Origin of the sequence: Nocardia canadensis (genome assembly GCF_032656385.1) — a bacterium.
Classification (GTDB): Bacteria; Actinomycetota; Actinomycetes; order Mycobacteriales; family Mycobacteriaceae; genus Nocardia; species Nocardia canadensis.
In genome coordinates this window covers 1,508,219-1,527,444 of record NZ_JAVCWB010000010.1, presented here as the reverse complement: position 1 = coordinate 1,527,444, position 19,226 = coordinate 1,508,219, and the positions used below count along the sequence as shown (strand labels likewise).

Sequence of the window (19,226 nt, the reverse complement as noted above, 5' to 3'; positions counted from 1 at the left end):
ACGCCGGGCCGACCGAAGCAAGCCCCCGGCCGCGCGAGGCGACCGGGGGCTTGCTACCAGCGACGACTCAGTTCTTGACCAGCTCCGGCGTCTCCGGCTCGTCGACCGGCTCCGGCGCGTGGGCACCGCCGTGCGGGTCGCCCGCGGCGCGGTTCGGCAGCAGGACCGCCATGGCGATCACGATCAGGGCCAGGCCCGCCGAGACCGCGAAGGCCAGGCGCATGCCGTCCAGGCTCGCGGTGACCGGGTCGGTGCCCTCGGCGATGAGCGAGGTGCTGCGGGCGGACATGATCGTCACCACGAGCGCGGTGCCGAAGGCCGCGGCCACCTGCTGCAGGGTGCCCAGCATCGAGCTGCCGTGCGAGTACAGGTGCATCGGCAGCGCGCCCAGACCCAGCGTGAACACCGGGGTGAAGGCGGCGGCCAGCGAGATCATCAGCAGGATGTGCAGGCCGAGCAGCTGCCAGTACGGCATGGTCAGCGAGATCTGGGTGAAGCCGGCCAGCGAGACGGCGATGCCGATCGAGCCGGGGACCACCAGCAGTCGCCCGCCGAACTTGTCGAACAGGCGGCCGACCGTCGGGCCGAGCAGGCCCATCGCCAGACCACCGGGCATCACCAGCAGTCCGGTCTCCAGCGGGCTCAGGTGCCGCAGGTTCTGCAGGTACAGCGGCAGCAGGATCATCGAGCCCATCATCGCCAGGAAGGCGATGGCCATCAGCACCAGCGCCTTGGCGTAGGTGCCCGACAGCAGGACCCGCAGGTCCAGCAGCGGGGTGCCGGTGCGCTGCAGCCGGATCTGACGCCAGGCGAACGTGGCGATCAGCAGAGCGCCACCGGCGACGATCAGCGCCGGGGTGGTGTAGTTGCCGCTGTGGAACTTGCTCAGGCCGAACACGAGTCCACCGAAGCCGAGGGCGGCCAGCGCCACGCTGGGCAGGTCGAGCACGCCCGGCTGCGGTTCGCCGACGTTCTCGAGCTGCCGCAGCCCCAGCCAGGTGACCACACCGGCGATCGGCAGCATCACCACGAACAGCAGCCGCCACGAGTCGATCGCGGGGACATCGATCTGCAGGATGAGGCCGGAGATGACCGGGCCCATGGCGGGTGCGACCGAGATGGCCAGGGTGACGTTGCCCATCACCCGGCCGCGGTCCTGCTCGGCCACGACGGTCATCAGGGTGGTCATCAGCAGCGGCATCATCACCGCGGTGCCGCCCGCCTGGATGATGCGGCCGATCAGCAGCACCGCGAACGTCGGCGCGAGCGCGGACAGCACGGTGCCGGTGATGAAGACGCCCATCGCGATCGCGTAGGCCTGACGGGTGGTGACCCGCTGCAGGAACCAGCCGGTGGTCGGGATGATCGCGGCCATCGTCAGCATGAACGCGGTGGAGACCCACTGCGCGGCCACCTCGGTGACGTGCAGATCGCTCATCAGCCGCGGGATGGCGTTGATCATGATGGTCTCGTTGAGGATCACCACGAACGTCGCGAGCACCAGCACCCGGATGACGGTCGGCGTCCCGCCTTTCGTCGTCGGCGGGGATAGTTCGGCGGGCATCGGGGTACCTCCAGGAGCGGGGATCGGCTGGGCGAGCGGTGGCCCGATGCCGGGTCTGCTGTGTCCCGGCACCACGTGAGAGAAGACGGAGTCCGTCGGTCCAACTCATCGGGCGCGGGCCAGTATTCCGCTCACCTACGACACAAATCACCTCGTTTTCGCCGTTCACGGCTCTATGGTCGGGAACGAAACCGCAGCTGAGAGCCGAATCTGGACTGTCGATCAGATCATGGGTGACCCTCGTCACTCCCGGGAACTTGTGACGGGTGGGGCGCATGTGGTCCGGTGTGTGCGCCGATCCGGCGGGGTATACCGGAAGGGTGACTGCATCGAGACTGTGGCTTGCTGTGGTGTGCGCGATCGTCGCTTCGCTGGGGAGTGTGCAGGCGAAGGCCGATCCGGGGGCGTACGTGGCGGGGGAGACACCGCTGGGCGGGCGGGCCGCCCAATTCGATGTGTACTCGCCGGCGATGGGCCGGGTGATCCAGAACAGGGTGCTCAGGGCGGCGGGCGCGGGCGCGCCGACGCTGTACCTGCTGACCGGCGCGGGCGGCGGGGCCGACGGCATCTCCTGGTGGGACAACACCGATGTGCGGGACTTCTTCGCCGACAAGTTCGTCAACGTGGTGATGCCGGTCGGTGGGGCGTTCACGCTCTATACCGACTGGATCGCCGACGATCCCGGCGTCGGCCGGGTCCGCTGGGAGACCTACCTGACCGAGGAACTGCCGGGCGTGATCGACGGCGCGCTCGGCACCAGCGGGCGCAACGCCATCGCGGGAGTGTCGATGAGCGCGTCGTCGGCGCTGGACCTGACCATCCGCGGCGGGCCCCGCTTCGCCGCGGTGGCCGCGCTGAGCGGCTGCCCCTGGGCGGCGGATCCGTGGGGCATCGCGATGGTCAGCGCGCAGGCCGTCCGCGGCGGCGGCAATCCCGGCAACATGTGGGGCGTGCCCGGCGGCGCGGTCTGGCGCGAGCACGACGTCTTCGCCAACGCGGGCGCGCTGGCGGGCAAGACCATCTTCCTGTCGGCCGCCACCGGTCTGCCGGGCGCGAGCGATCGCGGTCTGCCCATGCCGCCGCTGGAAACGATCGCGGGGACGTGCACAGCGGCCTTCGCGGGGCGGCTGGGTCAGCTCGGTATCCCGGCCACCTACGTCCACCGGCCGACCGGCGCGCACACCTGGGGCCAGTTCCAGGCCGACCTGCACGAGGCGTGGCCGCACCTGGCCGCCGCCATCGGCGCCTGAGCGGGGCTCAGGCCTCGACGGCGACCGGGCGCTGCACCTCGGTGTCGGCGGCCGTGGTGTCGGCGGGCACGACCGGGGCCGGCTCGGGCACGCGCCTGCCACGCCGGAACCACCACTGCAGCAACCCGATCCCGAGCACGGCCAGCACCGCGCTGGTCAGGCTGATCGGCAGGCCCGGCGGTCGCCAGGTGACGGTGAGCCGCGCGTTGTGCGTGCCGGGCGGGATGTCGACGGCGACGAAGGTGCCCGCGACGGCGCGCACGGGGATCTCGCGGTCGCCCAGGGTCGCGGTGTAGCCGGGCCAGGCCAGGCGCGAGAGCACGATCCGGCCGCCGGTGCCGGAGGAGACGGTGGCGCGGTTGGTCAGGCCCGCCTCCGGCATCACGGTGGCGTGCACGCCCGACTCGTGCGCGATCAGGTCGCCGGGAGAGGGCAGCGGATTGACCCGCTCGAGCACCCAGATCTGTTGTTCGTGCCCCGGGTAGTGGACGAACTTCCAGCCCAGCGGCGCCGGCTTCGTCCCCGCGTCGGGGTACTGGGCCCGTTGCAGGACAACACGATCCAGCCGCATCAGGTCGACGATCGGGGTGTCGGTCGACGGCTCGACCGCGAAGACCTTGCGATACGCCTCGGGGCAGGTGCCGCCGTCCCAGGCCATGCACAGCAGCCCGGCGAAGGCCGCGTGCCCGACAGGGGTGTAGCCGTTCACGTACTGCAGCCCGAGGTTCTTGGCGTAGCTGCCGAGCGCGATCGAGCCGTAGGTCGCCGCGAGCGTGCGGTCCTCGTCGCGCACCATGATCCGGTCGGCCAGTTGCAGGGTGCGGCCGCCGAAGTCGGGGAACGCGGCGGTCATCTCGGAGCGCCGCTCGGGGAAGCCGTACGACAGCGGTGTCGTGGGGGCGACGGCCACCTGGACGAACGCGATCGGGAACGTCGCGAGGATGGTCAGCGCGGCGGCGGCGCCGATCCCGCGGGTGCGCGCCAGCCAGAGGACGCCCGCGCCGAGCGCGACGACGAAGACCACCGCGATCAGGTGCCGTTCGAGCAGTTTCGGCGCGGCCGAGAACGACCGGATGAACAGCAGGCCGATCAGCACGCCCGCCGCCGCGTACCGCCGCCGCGACGAGGCGAACGCTCCGTGGCGGCTCAGCAGCACGCAGACCAGTACCAGCAGGGCGATGGCCAGCATCGGCAGCACCCGGGCCGGCCAGCGCAGCGGGCCGATCGCGCCCGGCCCGGCGGTCCACATCAGCGCGGCGACGGCGAACAGCGCGATCCCGCTCCATTCGGCGGCGGCGCGCGCGGCGGCCTTCCAGTCGATGAACGCCAGCGCCGGGATCACGAACCAGGCGATGTAGACCATCGGCAGCGGCTGCACATGGCCCCACCACGCGGTGAACGCGGGCACCGTGCTCGGCAGACTGGCATTGAGCGATTCCGACCACGGCACGGTCAGGAACGGGTCGTTGTGGATGGTGGAGACGTCGCCGCGCCAGGTGGCCTGCGAGGAGAGCAGGATCGGCAGGTTGGCCACCATCGAGGCCGCCACCGCGAGACCGGACGCGGTGAGCAACCGCAGCACCGGCGCCCAGCGGCGCTGGTAGAGGTACTCACCGGCGGCGACCGCGGCGATCATCAGGCCGGATTCGACCGCGGGGAAGGCGTATTGGATGGTCAGCGCCAGATACAGGAACACGAACAGCGGGATCGGTCCCGAACGTCCCCTGGCGTAGAGCACGGCCGAGGCCCACGCGTGTACGAGCCAGGCGGTGCCGGTGTGCGAGGTGAACCAGCTGGCCGAGTCGAAGAACAGGAACCAGCCGCTGAACGGGAACGCCACGCCGGCCACCGCCGCCCAGGGGGCGCGGGCGCCGTAGGCCAGGCAGATCCGGAACACGCCGAGCGCCGCGATCGTGGAGAACACCAGCTTGACCGCGGTCGCGTAGAGCGCGAGATCGTCGAAGGAGGGCGCGAGCAGGTAGACCAGCAACTGCGGCGGGTTGTAGAGCCCGGCTTCCTCGAGGCTGTAGTTGCCCGCCATCCATTCCCACGGCACCATCGCCGGGAACCGGCCCGCCCTGAGTTCGGTACCGAGCAGCTGCCACATCGGCACGTACTGCGCCTCGGTGTCGTCGGTGTAGAAGTGCCGTGAGTCGCCGAGCAAGACCGCGACATAGCCGGCCAGCACCGCGATCACGACGACGATCGCCCACTGCACCACTTGTTTTCGCGGTTCGAGCGCCGCGCGTACCCACACGAGCGCGGGAGCATAGGGCATCCAGGTGAATCCGACAATACGTCGGGGTGTCGCGGCGTGGTGGTGGACGTTTGTCCAGCTCAGGTGTGGTTAGGTTGGGGTAAGAACAACTCGGTGTGTCATGGCTGTCGAGCGCGAAGTTGGTAGCATGGCCGGACCGAGCCGACCCTTCGAGAGAGTCTTCAATGCAGTTCGAAATCGTCGAGCGGGACGAGACATGGGTGGCCGGTCTGCCGGTCCGCAGTCCCAAGCGTGCGCTCGGAGAGCTGCGCGACCGGGATCTCGAAGCCGCGTGGTCTGCCGTCCTGCATCAGGATCTGGGCGGCCCGCTGGCCAGTGCCTACACCGACTACACCGGTGAGCTGAGCACCTACAACACCCAGATCGTCGGGTACCAGTGCGCGTCGCTGGATCAGGTCACCCGCGGACATCTGGCGGCCCGGCTGCCGCGCGGCACCTACGCGCGCTTCTCCTCGGTCGGTAACTTTCCCCAGGTGATGACGGATCTGTGGACCCAGATCGCCTACGCCGAAGAACACAACCAGATCAAGCGCACCTTCACCGGCGATTTCGAGTGCTACCCGCACGCGTACAAGATCGACCTGTACCTGGCGGTCGATCCGCGATGAGCTACACGATCGTGGTGCGCGGTGGCGCACTGTACGGCGGTCTGGCCGTGCCGCGGGTCCATCCGAGCTTCAAGGTGAGCAACAGCGATCTGATCGAGTTCCTCAAGGACCGGCTGCGCGACCGGCCCGGCGGGCGCGAGCCGCTGCACACCGTCTACGTCCCGGATCCGGCGGGCAACTGGAACGCGCTGGTAGCCCGCGAGTACGCGACGCCCGACGAGGTGCCGGTCGGCGATCTGATGGTGCGGGTGCCCAAGGGCATCTACGCCCGCTTCGCCCCCAACGGTGATTACCACGATCCGGTCGAGGATGTTTGGGCTCAGGTCGACGACGCGACGGCGTCGGCGGAGATCTCGCGCGCCTATCGCGAGGAGATCGAGGTCTGGCACGGTCCGGACACCGTAGAATTGTTCGTTTCGATCACGGTGGATAGCTGATAGTTAGCCGAATTCGAACCGATCGGTCTGGAATCCGGGGCTTCCCGTACGTTCATGCCGTTTGACCTGGGCATAGTTCACCCGCGGCCGGTGGTTATCGGAATATTAGCCACTCGCCTGGTGCAAACGTTCGGGATGACGGATACTGCACCAGTCGGCCTCGGTAGGACGCCGACCGCGCGCGGGCGCGTAGCACGGAGCTAGGAACACGATGGCTGTCGAAGCAGCGCGCAACGAGAACAGGTTGCGGCGCGTTCACCGTCGCGTCGGCCGGAACGCGATGGCGCGATTCGTGGGTCGGATCCGTTGATGAGCGAACCGGACCCGCCGGCGGCGGACTACCGCCCCCTCGTACTCGATCCGGCCGACCCCACCGACGCGGCAACTCTGCGGCAGCTCGCCGCGGCCCCCGGCGTCAGCACGCACGACCTGCGTGCGGGCCTGCGCGCCGAACTGGACCGGCTCACCGGACTCCCGCCGGGTCTCGACCCGGCCGCGGAACGCTGGGTGTACTACCCGTGGCGACACGCGCTGGTCGTGATCCTCGGCCCCGACGCGTTCCGGGTGATCCGCTCCGATCGCAACCGCAACAAGCTCACCAGGGCCGAACAGGAACGCCTCGGCGGGCTGACGGTCGGCGTGGTCGGGCAGAGCGTCGGCCATTCGGTCGCCTACACCCTGGCGTTGGAAGGCGCGTGCGGGCTGCTGCGGCTGGCCGACTTCGACACCATCGAGCTGTCGAACCTGAACCGGGTGCCGGGCGGGCTCTTCGACATCGGTGTCAACAAGGCCGTGGTCACCGCGCGCCGGATCGCCGAACTCGACCCCTTCCTGCCGGTGGAGATCTGGCCCGCCGGCGTGCTGGCCGACACCGCCGACGACTTCCTCGACGGGCTCTCGGTGATCGTCGAGGAATGCGATTCGCTCGACATCAAGTTCGCGGTCCGCGAGGCCGCGCGCAGGCACCGGATACCGCTGCTGATGGACACCAGCGACCGCGGGCTCTTCGACGTCGAGCGCTACGACCTGGAACCGGGCCGCGAGCCCTTCCACGGGCTGCTCGGCGCGACCACCGGCGCCCAACTGGCCGACCTGGACACCAGGGCGAAGGCGCCGCACGTGCTGCGCATCCTCGATCCGGGCCAGCTGTCCTCGCGGATGGCGGCCAGCATGGCCGAGATCGGTGAAACGATCACCACCTGGCCGCAATTGGGCAGCGACGTGCAACTGGGCGCCGCCATCGTGACCGCGGCGGTGCGCCGGATCGGGCTCGGCGCCAAGCTGTCCTCCGGCCGGACCCGCGTCGACCTGGAGGCGGCGCTGGATTCCCTCGCCGAGCCCGGCTACCTCGACGACGGCGTCGAGACCGCCCCCGAGCCGCCCGCCGACGAACCTCCGCCCGCCGACCCGGTCGCCGCGATCCTGGCCTGCGCCCAGCGCGCGCCCTCGGGCGGCAACGTGCAGCCCTGGCGGTTGCGCGGCAGCACGGAATTGATCGAGATCGCCCTGGACCCGGCCGGTTCGACCGCGATGGACATCGCCCTGCGCGGCAGTGCCGTCGCGGTGGGGGCCGCGCTGTACAACGCCCGCGCCGCCGCGGCCGCGCACGGCCTGCTCGGCGAGCCGGAGCTGCGCGTCGACGACCCGGCCGCGCCCCTGGTGGCCCGGCTGCGGCTGCGCGAGGGCACCGACGCCGACCTGGCCGCCGACTACCCGCTCGCGCTGGCCAGGCACACCAATCGCCGGCTCGGCGACGTCGCGCCGCTGCCCGGCACCGTGCTGCCCGCGCTGAGCACCGCCGCCGCGGCCGAGGGCGCGACCGTGCACGCGGTCACCGGGATCGAGGCGCTGGCCGAGGCCGCGGCGCTGCTCGGCGCCAGCGACCGGGTCCGCTACCTGACGCCGCAGCTGCACGCGCAACTCTACGGCGAATTGCGCTGGCCGGGAGAGGATGTCCGCACCGGTATCGACGTGCGCACCCTCGACCCGGCGCCCGACGAACTGGCCAAACTCCAGGTCGGCAGGCGCACCGATGTGATGGACCGGCTGCGCGAGTGGTCGGCGGGCAACGCGCTGGGCGAATTCACCGTCGATCGGGTGCGTTCTAGCTCGGCGTTGGTGGCGATCGGTTTCCGCGCGCGAGCAGCGGGTACACCTGATCTGGCCGACTACGCGAGGGCTGGTGCCGCAGTGGAAAGGGTGTGGCTACGGGCGCAACTACTGGGGCTGGCGGTGCAGCCGGTGTCCCCGGTGTTCCTCTATGCCGACCGGCGCGAGGATTTGCGCATCGTTTCTTCCGAGTTCACAGATACACTTGCCAACATTCAGAGGCTTTTCCAGGACCTGCTGGGGATCCCTGAGGATGAGAACGTGGCATTGGTTCTTCGTCTGAGCTACGCCGCGGCTGCGAGCGTTCGCAGTCGACGGTTGCCGGTGCCCGGCGGTAGGAACGACGGATAGCGCGGATCGGAGACAACGTGCCTCGGCAAACGCTCGACTCACTGGTGACCCAGGTCGCCTCCGAGTTGATGGGTGTCGACGCCACGACCATGGTGTCGGCGAGCGAGCGGGTGCTCGCCTCCCTCGTCGAGCATTTCGACGTCGACGTCAGCTATCTGCGCCACACCGATCGCGCCAAGCGCGCGACCGTGCTGGTCGCCGAATGGCCGCGCCGCCCCGACGTCCCCGATCCCGACCCGCTGCACACGGTCGAGTTCGAGCACGCGGATTCGGTGTTCCGTGCCCTCGAGTTCGCCACCGAACCGCTGATCGTGCGGCCCGGCGCCGACAGCGACGACTACCAGGAGACGATCCGCAAGTCCTCGGGCATTCCCGAGGTGGCCATGGCCTGCGTGCCGCTGGTCTCGCGCGGCGAGTCGACCGGCGTGCTCGGTTTCGTGAAGATGGGCGACCGGGCCTGGTCCAAGCGGGAACTCAACGTGCTCAAGGCCATCGCCGCGCTGTTCGCCCAGTTGCAGGCGCGCGTGGTCGCCGAGGAGAAGCTGCGCTACATCGCGCTGCACGACGATCTGACCGGGCTGGCCAACCGCCGCGCCCTGCTCGAATACATGGAGGAGCGGCTGCGCGCGGGCGAAGCGGGCCCGGTCGCCACCTTCTTCCTCGACCTGGACCGGCTCAAGGCGCTCAACGACTTCCTCGGCCACAGCGCGGGCGACAACTTCATCCGCACCCTCGCGCGCCGACTCAAACAGAACCTGGAACCCGGCGACATGATCGCCCGGCTCGGCGGCGACGAGTTCGTCATCGTGCCCGCCGCGCCGATGGACGCGGTCGCCGCCGAACTGGAGGCCACCCGGATCCAGCAGCTCATCGGCCGGCGGGTCTCGGTCGGGCAGGAATCGGTCAGTCGCGGGGTGAGCGTCGGTGTGGCGCTGGGCATTCCGGGGGAGACCTCGGTGTCGGATGTGCTGCGCCGCGCCGATCACGCCCTGCTGTCGGCGAAGTCCGGCGGCGGCAACGGCGTCGCGGTGTTCACCGACGCCATGCGCGCGCAGTTCGAACTCCAGGACGACGTCGAGCTCAACCTGCGCAGCGCGGTGTCCGACGGCTCGCTGGTGCTGCACTACCAGCCCGAGGTCGACCTGCGCACCGGCCGGATCGTGGCCCTGGAAGCGCTGGTCCGCTGGCAGCACCCCACCCGCGGGTTGTTGCCGCCCGGCGCCTTCGTCTCGGTGGCCGAGGCCACCAACCTGGCCGGTGAGCTCGGCCGCTGGGTGATCCGGTCGGCCTGTTCGCAGTTCGCCGACTGGCGCCGCCGCGGGCTGGCCGCCAATGTGGTGATCCGGATCAATGTGTCGCCGGTGCAGCTGGTCAGCGCTGATTTCGTGGAGCGCATCGAGGACATCCTGCGGCTGTTCGGGATCGACGGCAGTTCGGTCTGCCTGGAGATCACCGAGCATGTCGTCGTGCAGGATCTCGTGCGCACCAGGCTCACCCTGCGCGGACTCAAGCGGATGGGCGTGCAGATCGCCATCGACGACTTCGGCACCGGCTACAGCTCGCTCTCGCACCTCAAGGCACTGCCGGTCGACGCGGTGAAGATCGACCGCGGTTTCGTGCAGCGCCTCGGCGACAGCAACGACGACCTGGCGATCGTGAAGTCGATCATCGGCCTGGCCGGCTCCTTCGGGCTCGGCGTGGTCGGTGAGGGCGTCGAGACGCCGATGGCGGCCAGGACCCTGGTCGGGCTCGGCTGTTACCGCGCGCAGGGCTTCCTCATCGCCCGGCCGATGCCCGCCGAGGAAGTCGAAGCGCAACTGCGGGAAGGGCGCATTCCCCTCGACCTCGATCTGCCACGCGCGGGACGCGGCGTGGCACCGAACTGATCGTGACGATATCGGCAGGCGGATGGCTGCTGGTGGAGACCCTCGCCGGGGAGCTCGCGCCGACGCTGGTCGCGGTGGACGCGCACGCGCGCGACTGGCTCCCGCCGTCGCGGTGGTCGCGCGCGCTCGGCCCGACCCGCGCCCGGCTGCTGCGCGAGGCGGTGGACCGGTGCTGGGACCGCGGCGAATCCACCCGTGAGGTCGTCGGTGCGACGCTTGTGCTCGCCGAACCGGTGCGCTGCGCGTTCGGCGGCATCCACGGCGTGCAGGTCTGGACCGGCCCTGCCGACGCGCCGGTGCGGCCCCGCCGCCGGGTCGCGGCCTGGGATTGGGACGCCATCACCGAACTGGCCCATCACGGTCCCGGCCTGGAGGAACTCGTCTTCGCCAGGGCACCCGAGCACGTGCGGGTGATCCGCACCCCGCCCGACGCGTTCGGCCGGATGGTCCGCTTCGACGGCCGGGTCGAGTACTTCGCGATGGCCACCGAGCTGGCGCCGGGCGGCCGGTGGCAGGGCCAGGTCGACATGCTCGGCGACGACGAGTGTCCTCGCCGGTTCCAGATGATCACCAGGGCCAACCCCGGCGCGCGCCGGGTGAGCGCGCTCATGCACGCGATCCCCGAACTCGACGACGACGCCGCGGCGGTCGACCCCGACATCACGATGCTGCGCGCGGTCTCCCAGCGCAGCGGCGTCGGCGTCGGCCTGATCCTGCTGTCGTCGGCCCTCATCTACGAGTGGGCGGGCGACCCGCCACCCCCACTGGACCGCTGGGCGGTGGAACGCCCCACCGTCGACCCGATCGACCTCGCCGCCCTGCAAGCCGCCTGCGCCGACGCCGCCCTGCGCCCCGGCACCTCCCGTCGCCTCGCGCTGCGCGTCCGCTTCGCCGAGTCCGAGTGGATCCGCGCCCACGCCGAACTGGTCACCATCACCACCGCCGCCACCGGCCACGGCCTGCTCCGCGTCTGGTCCGACGACTCGCCGGAGTCCGGTTAGCACACATGGCCGCTGGGCTTCGGGCCGCATTGGAACGTTCGATAGCCCTGACTTTCCTATTTGCCGGGCGAAATCGGCTGGGGTGGTTGCTGAATGTAGGGGTCGGGTCGGAACGGTTCGCAGGTGCGGCGCGCGGTCTCGTTGTAATCTACGTCGGAGTTATTCATGACCAGCAATCTGGGCGTAGCCGAATTGTCGCCGGACCCGGATTTCTCTGTTGTTGATGCCACTGTTGAGCGGACAACGCGATAAGACTCGTTTGGAGAGCTCAAAATAAGTTCTCCGTCGTTGCCCATCTTGTATACCCCGGGGGTATCGTACTCGCAAATCGTGACCGTCCACTGGGAATCGGATTCCTTACCGACCCCGACCGCCCGGAAAAGTCGTCCTCCTGTTTCGGGAAGTGTTCGATGGTCAAGCGGCAGTGGTTTGTTCGTGTGACCGACGCGGGCATTGATTCCGGGAAGGAGGGACTCGTCCTCATGGGAAGCGATCCAAGTGCGTTCCAAAGACTCCACCTCGAGGGCGAATCTGGCAACCTCTGAATCCCGCTCGTTCATGGGGGACGCGATCTCCCAGGCGAATTGTATGGGGGGGTAGGGAAAGGATGGGATCGGTACGGTCGAACTGGCCGCGGTAGAATTTGTTGAAGCGGGCTGAGGAGAATCGGTAGAGCAGGATGTCGTCGCAAGAGCGGTTGCCAGGAGCGCCGTTGCCGCCGTAATCGTGTTGGTCCGCATACGTCACTTCTTCTCGGTTGTCGATTGTCCGGTCCGGATTACTTCCAAACTGGAGCCGGATTCGCCGGCGCCGGTAACGGTTTCTATTCCATGAGCCGTCTTGTAGTCGGACAGCGGCTCTTCGAATCCTTGCGCATTCAGATAAGCGACAACGTCGGCGATCGATTGGTTCGAAATTGGGCTGTTCATGTCGAGCGGTCGACCGGTGGTGGGATCGAGCAGAGGTGCGTCGCCGAGTTGGTTTTGTTCGTATGCGGCGTTCAGGATTGCCTGCTGGAAATCCCTGTAAGCCTGCGCATTCATCCTGGCCTCGTTGGGGTACTCGACCTCCAACGTCTCGGGCTTGTCTATGTATTGCTCGATCATGCTTTCGACGACACCTTCGCCGAGCATTGCCGCGACCTTCTTACCTCCCTCGACGCCGGTGGCGGCCCCCAGTCCGTGGCTGTCCTGTGTGAGGCCTTTTGCGTAGTCCAAGCCGACATCGACGTTTGCCATCAGGATCTGGTCGACGAGCTTGGCGGCAGCCTTCTTGTTGTCGTAGATCTCCTGCTGGATGTTGTTGTGTTCCTCGACGGTGTTCTGGTCCTGGAAGGTGAGCGCGTTGGCTGCCGCGTTGGAAATCCGGGCGTCCAGGTGTGCAAGCTGTTCGATGGTTTTTGTCCCCAAGTATTCGCCCGGCCGCATCTCGGTCTGTGAGAATGCGCCGTTCAAGATTTCCGATTCGTACGCGGAACGGGCGACCTCGAGAGTCAGGCGACCTTCATCGGACTGGCTCGACAGATAGAGTAGGCGGTTCGCGTCGACGAGTTCGAGGTGTGCTTCACCAGGGTCGGACAGGAAGGTCGTCGTCGCATACTGTTCGCCATCGATCCAGGCATCGATGTTCGATCCCATGGCGGTGGACAGCGCTCGGGAGAGTTCGGGATTATTCACGAACCCCATCTCGGTCTTCTTGAACTCCTCCACATCGATCCCGCCCGAGCGATTGCGGTCGGGCTTGTTGTCGTCCGGATCGTCGACGTCCTCACGCGGGGTGAGGATATCGGGCAGGTGGGTGAGAGCTTCGCGGGCCTGAAGTGCGTCGGTGGTCAGCTTGCCGTCCGCGCCGACTTCGTGAGACTCGGTGCCGATCCACTTGATCATGTCGCCGGCGGCGGCGCCGTTGTCGACCCAGTCGTGCTGGAAGATCCCTTGGATGACCTGCGGGTCGTACTTCTCATAGCTCTGGCCGGGGACGTCCTTGCCGAAGAGTTCTTCGCTGCCGTTGCCGGTCAACAGCGCGTAGCTGCTGTCGTTGTTGCGGGCGCCCACGGACAGCAGATCGGCGGCGCTGTGCTCGTTTCGGGACAGCCATTCCGGCTCGTTGGGATCGCCGGTGTAGTTCTGATATCCGCCGTTGTCGTTGATGAACGCCAGGTTGGCGGCCTGGCGATCGAGTTCGACACCGAACCGTTCACCGGGAATATAGGCCTGGTCGGAGGCCGCGAGGAACTGCCCGAATCCGCGCATGTCCTTGGTGTATTCCTGGACACCGGCCCACTCGTCCATGTTCGGCCCGAAAAAGCCCGACCGGTAGTCGTCGGGCAGGTCGCGGGTGTTGCCGTCGGGGCTGTCGTTGAAACCCGGCCGGGTGCCGATGAGTTCGCGGACTTCGGGATGGAGTTGGTCCCAGCCGCCGCGTTCGATGATCGCTCCGGTGCTGTCGCGGGTGACCACGTCCTCGTTGCTCAGGGTGAGCAACCCGTCCGCGAGGTTCTTACGGAGTTCGAGCGACTCTGGGGAACCGTTCACAACGAGGCGGTCGGCGAGGTCGATCAGGCCGTCGCGACCAGCTTTGTCGTAGAGGTTGCTCAGGTAGTCCATTGTCGATGCCGGGACCGTGACTTCCTGGCCGTTCGCCAGCGCCTCGAGTTGCTCGGGGGTGAGTCCGGCTTGGTCGAGGCGGGCACTGATCTGAGCGATCTCCTCGTCCGACAATTTGCCATCGGCGATGGTCTCGCCGTCCTGGCGGCCGAGCGCCGCCACATCGACCGTCGTCGCAGTCGGCACGTCCAAGCCGTTGCCGAGTTGATCGCCACGCACTCGGACCTCGTCCGAAGCAGTGTTGATCGCGGCGATCGTTTCCCCGACTGCCGCCAGCAGGCTCGTCTTCGCGGTATCGATCAGACCTTGATGGTGGGTGATCCGATCCTTGACCTTCTGTTTCTGCTCGTCGGTGTAGTCGGACTCGGTGTAGGGCTTGGTGGACACCTTCCAGCTGTCGTCGACTGTCAGGCCGACGGGCGACTCGGTATCGTTCTCCGCATCCGAGACCCGGCGGAGCAGCGCATTACGCTCACCGGCAATCCGCGAGTCGGCGTTGCGCAGCGCCGTGGTGATATCGCGAATCTCGATGGCCAGCCTGCGACCTTGGTCGTTCTCCTCGTGGAAACGGTCGTAGGCGGCAAGATAGGCCGCGCCCTGCCAGGTCGTGCCCTGGAAATGAGTCAGCGTCGAAGCGAGCTGGGTTTCGTAGGCAGTGGTGTCGTCTTCGAGCTCCTGAGCCCATTCCGACAGCTTCTCCGGTTTCCACGCCTCGACATTGTTACGGGTCGCCATCAGCCGACGCTCCCGGTGGCGAAGAAGTCCATGACCTCGAGCCGGTTCTTGAATTCCTGGTCGGTGGTCTGGACGTTGTCGGCGCACTGATTGACGATGCCCGCCAGCTTTCGCATCCGCTCGGCGATCCGCAGCCACGCACCCTCGGAGTACTCGCCTGCCTTCGCGCACGCAGCCCCGATCTCGACACCGGGGAAGGACTCACCGATCTTGTCGCCGCTGGTCCGGACATCGATCTTGTCGATCTCCTCACCGACCGAAGTGACCGTTGTGGCGAGCTTCCTCAACTCGTCAATATCGACTTGCAACACGTGACGCAATCCCCCTCCGGCAAACAAGCCTGAACTTTCAGTCGGTCGACTCTACAAGATTCGTCCAGTTCCTCTGGGCGCCCGAGCGTCGATCTCTTTCCCCGGTGTTCACGTACCGTTCCACGGCCCGGTTCCGGAGTGCACCCGTGTCGCTGAACGATCGGGAGGGTGCGCATCGTGCAGCTCGCCAACTTCTACGGCCCGCGATCGGGCGGGTTGCGTACCGCGCTGCACCACCTCGGGGAGGGGTATGTGGCGGCGGGGCACGAAGTGGTGTTGATCGTGCCGGGGGCGCGGCGCAGTGAGGAAATGCTGCCGACCGGGGCATTGCGCATCACCTTGCCCGCCGTGGCTATCCCGTGCACCGGCGGGTATCGGGCGGCCGATCCACGTCGGGTCGCCGATGTGCTCGGTGGGTTGCGGCCCGACGTGCTCGAGGTCTCCGACCGGCTCACGCTGCGCGGATTCGGGCGCTGGGCCGGGCGGCGCGGGGTGGCGAGCGTGATGATCTCGCACGAGCGGCTCGATCGGCTGCTCGGTCAGTTCCTGCCGGGGCCCGCCGCGCGCCGGTGCGCCGATGTCGCCAACCGCCGCACCGCCGACGACTACGACATGGTGGTGTGCACGACGGATTTCGCGCGCGAGGAATTCCAGCGCATCGGCGCGCCCAATGTGGAACTGGTGCCGCTGGGTGTCGACCTGGACCTGTTCAGCCCGCGTCGGCGTGACCGGAGGCTGCGCGCCGACCTCGGGGTCGACGGGTATCCGCTGCTGGTGCATTGCGGGCGGTTGTCGGTGGAGAAGCGGGTCGACCGCAGTATCGAGGCGGTGGGCGCGCTGCATCGGGCCGGGCTGCCCGCGCGATTGGTCGTCGCCGGTGACGGTCCCCGCCGCGAATCGCTCGAACGCCGCGCCCGCACCCTGCCCGCGCTGCCCGGCGGCGCGCCGTCGGTCCACTTCACCGGCTTCATCAGCGACCGGTCGATGGTCGCGAAACTGCTTGCCACAGCGGATGTCTCACTCGCTCCCGGCCCGCACGAGACCTTCGGCCTCGCCGCGCTGGAAGCCCTGGCCGCGGGCACCCCGGTCGTCGCCAGCCGCTCCTCGGCGCTGGCCGACATCGTCACCGCCGAATGCGGCGCCATCGCCGCCGACCGCCCCCGCGCCTTCGCGCAGGCCGTCACCGATGTCCTGGCCATGCCGACCTCGGGCCGCCGCAAGGCCGCCCGCACCCGCGCCGAACAGTTCACCTGGCCGCGCGCCGTCGCGGGCATGCTCGCCGTCCTCGACCGCTGACCCGGACCGGCGGGCCACCCGGTCGGCTGGGCCGGACCGGCGCGCAACCTGGTCGGCTGGGCTGTGCTGTGATCGCCGCCCGGCGGACTGGGCCGGCGCCGTGATGCCACCTGGCCGACTGGGCCGTGCCGTGATCGCCACCCGACGGACAGGGCCGTGCGGTGATCGCCACCCGCCGACCAGGGTGGAACCGCGCGTGCTGACACCCCCGAACGCCGTGCGGTGCGGCGGATCAGCTCTCGCTGCGGGCGGCCAGAACCGCTTCGTACAGGTCTTTCCTGGAGGCGCCGCGCCCGGCCGACACCTCGGCGCAGGCGTCCTTGAGCCGCAACCCGGACTCGACCAGGGCCTCCACCTCGGCGACCAGGTCGGCGGGGTCGGCCGAGACCGGCTGCGCTCCGGCGAGCACCACGGTGATCTCGCCGCGCGCGCCCTCGACGGCCCAGGCGGCCAGCTCGCCGAGCGTGCCGCGCACGACTTCCTCATAGGTCTTGGTGAGTTCGCGGCAGACGGCCGCGCGCCGGTCGGGGCCGAGCACGGTGACGGCGTCGGCCAGGCAGTCGGCCAGCCGGTGCGGCGCTTCGAAGAAGACGCAGGCGCGCTGTTCGGAGGCCAAGGTGCGCAGCCACTCCCGGCGCTGGCCGCCCTTGCGCGGGGCGAAACCGTCGAAGCAGAACCGTTCGACCGGCAGCCCGGACAGCGCGAGCGCGGTGGTGACCGCGGACGGGCCGGGCAGGCAGGTGACCGGCAGATCGCGCTCGACGGCGGCCGCGACCAGACGATAGCCGGGGTCGCTGACCGACGGCATGCCCGCGTCGGTCACCAGCAGCACGGTCAGCCCGCTCGCGAGGTCGTCGAGCAGGGCGGGGATGCGGGCGGTTTCGACATGGTCGTAGAAGCTGACCACCCGGCCGGTGATCTCCACGCCGAGCGCCTTGGCCAGGGCCCTGGTCCGGCGGGTGTCCTCGGCGGCGACCACATCGGCCGAGCCGAGCGCGTCGCGCAGTCGCTGGGACGCGTCGCCGATGTCGCCCATCGGTGTAGCCGCTAAGACCAACACAGTGTCGCCCAGCCTCTCCGGTAGTTTGGGTCATTCTGTCAGGCGAGCGGGTCGCGCCGGTTCGCGCGTCGGAGGAGGGGGACAAGTGTCGGGTCGGACATCGCTGGGCGCACCGCCTACGATCGGGGCGTGATCCCGGTGACCGAAACGCGTGCGCTGCCACCGTCACGGCCCGCCTCGGCGCTGGTCGGTCCGGCTCCGCTGCGACCCGCCCCCGATTTCGGCCCGCTCGACACCGCGCGCGGCTGGGCGGTCACCCTGGTCCTCACCGCGATCGCCGCGATCACCCGCTTCGCGAACCTGAACTATCCGACCGACGCACGCACGCCCGTCTTCGACGAGAAGCACTACGCGCCGCAGGCCTGGCAGATGGTCACCGGCGGCGGCGTGGAGGACAACCCCGCCTATGGCCTGGTGGTGCACCCGCCGGTCGGCAAGCAGTTCATCGCGATCAGCGAGGCCCTGTTCGGCTACAACGCGTGGGGCTGGCGCGGCACCGCGGCGCTGGCGGGCACCGTGCTGGTGCTGCTGGTGATCCGGATCGTGCGGCGCATGTCGCGCTCGACGCTGATCGGCGCCTTCGCCGGCATCCTGCTCATCGCCGACGGGCTGACCTTCGTCTCCTCCCGCATCGGCATGCTCGACATCTTCATGGCGCTGCTGGTGACCGCCGCGTTCGGCTGTCTCATCGTCGATCGCGACGACGTGCGCGAACGCCTGGCCCGCGCGGATCTGGCGGGCCGGGTGGGGATCACCGACTGGGGACCGCGACTCGGCGTGCGCTGGTGGCGCTTCGGCGCGGGCGTACTGCTCGGACTGGCGTGCGGCACCAAGTGGTCGGGCATCTACTTCATCATGTTCTTCGGCCTGCTCAGCGTGGCCTTCGATGTGCGTGCCCGGCGCGCGTACGGGGTGCGCAGACCGTGGGTCGGCACGCTGGTCCGCGATGTCGGGCCCGCGCTGTACGCGCTGGTCGTCATCCCGCTGGTGGTGTACCTGTCCTCGTACTGGGCCTGGTTCGCCAGCGAGTCCGGGGTGTACCGGTACGCGGTCGGCAATCAGATCGGCACCGACGGCCCGTTCGCGTTCTTGCCCGACGCGCTGCGCTCGCTCTGGTACTACCAGGGCGAGACCCTCGACTTCCATTCCAGCCTGACCAATTCCGCGGGCAACCACCATCCGTGGGAATCCAAGCCGTGGACCTGGCCGATGGGCCTGCGCCCGATGCTCTACTACTACGCCGACGGCACGGTGACCGGCTGTGGCGAGGCGCAGTGCGTCAAGGCCGTGATGGCCGTCGGCACGCCGGCGCTGTGGTGGCTGGCGCTGCCCGCCCTCGGCTGGATGCTGTGGCGCTCGGTCGTGCGCAGGGACTGGCGCTACGCGGCGGTGCTGGTGGGCTACGGTGCGGGCCTGCTGCCGTGGTTCCTGACCCTGGACCGGCAGATGTACTTCTTCTACGCGGTGGTGCTCGCGCCGTTCCTGGCGATGGGCGTCGCGCTGATCCTCGGCGACATCCTCGGGTCGGCCCGGCCCGCCGGGATACCGCGTAGTCCCACCGGCACCTATCTCCCGGCCCCGGTCAACGAGCGCTACGCCCTGGGGCTGCTGATCGTCAGTATCTACCTGGGCCTGGTGATCGCGAACTTCGTCTGGTTGTGGCCGATTCTCACCGCCCAGCCGATCAGTCCCGCCAGCTGGCAGGACCACCTCTGGCTCCCGAGCTGGCGCTAG

13 protein-coding genes are annotated in these 19,226 nt (G+C 68.8%); 8 read left to right on the top strand and 5 right to left on the bottom strand.

The features are described 5' to 3' along the window. Positions 1 to 67 precede the first annotated feature (67 nt). Positions 68 to 1,564: an MDR family MFS transporter gene (locus Q7X29_RS30350; RefSeq protein WP_218721787.1), complete on the bottom strand. Its 1,497-nt coding sequence runs from the start codon at positions 1,562 to 1,564 to the stop codon at positions 68 to 70. A gap of 320 nt (positions 1,565 to 1,884) precedes the next feature. On the opposite strand from Q7X29_RS30350, the gene Q7X29_RS30345 reads away from it, so the two are divergent. Further along, complete coding sequence (locus Q7X29_RS30345) at positions 1,885 to 2,814, top strand: alpha/beta hydrolase (RefSeq protein ID WP_308248687.1); 930 nt, start codon at positions 1,885 to 1,887, stop codon at positions 2,812 to 2,814. Between the two features lie 7 nt (positions 2,815 to 2,821). Here Q7X29_RS30345 and Q7X29_RS30340 read toward each other — a convergent pair whose 3' ends face one another. Next, entirely contained in the window at positions 2,822 to 5,092 is a 2,271-nt protein-coding gene (locus tag Q7X29_RS30340) for a hypothetical protein (RefSeq protein ID WP_255588681.1), read from the bottom strand. Positions 5,093 to 5,256: 164 nt separating this feature from the next. Between Q7X29_RS30340 and Q7X29_RS30335 the strand changes: the two genes are divergently transcribed. The 5 genes from Q7X29_RS30335 (at position 5,257) to Q7X29_RS30315 (ending at position 11,484) form a co-directional block, all read left to right on the top strand. Beyond that, positions 5,257 to 5,700 carry a GyrI-like domain-containing protein gene (locus Q7X29_RS30335; RefSeq protein ID WP_019049207.1) on the top strand — a complete coding sequence of 148 codons (444 nt, stop codon included), beginning with the start codon at positions 5,257 to 5,259 and terminating at the stop codon, positions 5,698 to 5,700. Then, positions 5,697 to 6,137 (top strand): AraC family transcriptional regulator, encoded by a 441-nt coding sequence (locus Q7X29_RS30330; RefSeq protein WP_218721789.1) that lies wholly within the window; start codon positions 5,697 to 5,699, stop codon positions 6,135 to 6,137. Before Q7X29_RS30335 ends, Q7X29_RS30330 begins: the two co-directional genes overlap by 4 nt. A gap of 309 nt (positions 6,138 to 6,446) precedes the next feature. Next, positions 6,447 to 8,597, top strand: a complete 2,151-nt coding sequence (locus tag Q7X29_RS30325; protein WP_316576084.1) for an Rv1355c family protein — start codon at positions 6,447 to 6,449, stop codon at positions 8,595 to 8,597. Positions 8,598 to 8,665: 68 nt separating this feature from the next. Continuing rightward, positions 8,666 to 10,483 carry a putative bifunctional diguanylate cyclase/phosphodiesterase gene (locus tag Q7X29_RS30320; protein ID WP_218717232.1) on the top strand — a complete coding sequence of 606 codons (1,818 nt, stop codon included), beginning with the start codon at positions 8,666 to 8,668 and terminating at the stop codon, positions 10,481 to 10,483. A 2-nt stretch (positions 10,484 to 10,485) separates the two neighbouring features. After that, a complete protein-coding gene (locus tag Q7X29_RS30315) occupies positions 10,486 to 11,484 on the top strand; it encodes a GAF domain-containing protein (RefSeq protein WP_316576082.1) in 999 nt (332 codons plus the stop codon). A gap of 743 nt (positions 11,485 to 12,227) precedes the next feature. Here Q7X29_RS30315 and Q7X29_RS30310 read toward each other — a convergent pair. Then, positions 12,228 to 14,825 carry a TPR repeat region-containing protein gene (locus tag Q7X29_RS30310; RefSeq protein WP_316576081.1) on the bottom strand — a complete coding sequence of 866 codons (2,598 nt, stop codon included), beginning with the start codon at positions 14,823 to 14,825 and terminating at the stop codon, positions 12,228 to 12,230. Then, a complete protein-coding gene (locus tag Q7X29_RS30305) occupies positions 14,825 to 15,112 on the bottom strand; it encodes a hypothetical protein (protein WP_316576080.1) in 288 nt (95 codons plus the stop codon). The genes Q7X29_RS30310 and Q7X29_RS30305 overlap by 1 nt, the downstream gene beginning before the upstream one ends. Positions 15,113 to 15,304: 192 nt before the next feature. Between Q7X29_RS30305 and Q7X29_RS30300 the strand changes: the two genes are divergently transcribed. Continuing rightward, positions 15,305 to 16,432 (top strand): glycosyltransferase, encoded by a 1,128-nt coding sequence (locus Q7X29_RS30300; protein WP_218717203.1) that lies wholly within the window; start codon positions 15,305 to 15,307, stop codon positions 16,430 to 16,432. A gap of 232 nt (positions 16,433 to 16,664) precedes the next feature. Here Q7X29_RS30300 and rsmI read toward each other — a convergent pair whose 3' ends face one another. Next, complete coding sequence (gene rsmI, locus Q7X29_RS30295) at positions 16,665 to 17,504, bottom strand: 16S rRNA (cytidine(1402)-2'-O)-methyltransferase (RefSeq protein ID WP_316576368.1); 840 nt, start codon at positions 17,502 to 17,504, stop codon at positions 16,665 to 16,667. A 117-nt stretch (positions 17,505 to 17,621) separates the two neighbouring features. Here rsmI and Q7X29_RS30290 point away from each other — a divergent pair, with 117 nt between their 5' ends. Beyond that, on the top strand, positions 17,622 to 19,226 hold the full coding sequence (locus tag Q7X29_RS30290) for a dolichyl-phosphate-mannose--protein mannosyltransferase (protein ID WP_218717204.1): 1,605 nt from the start codon (positions 17,622 to 17,624) through the stop codon (positions 19,224 to 19,226).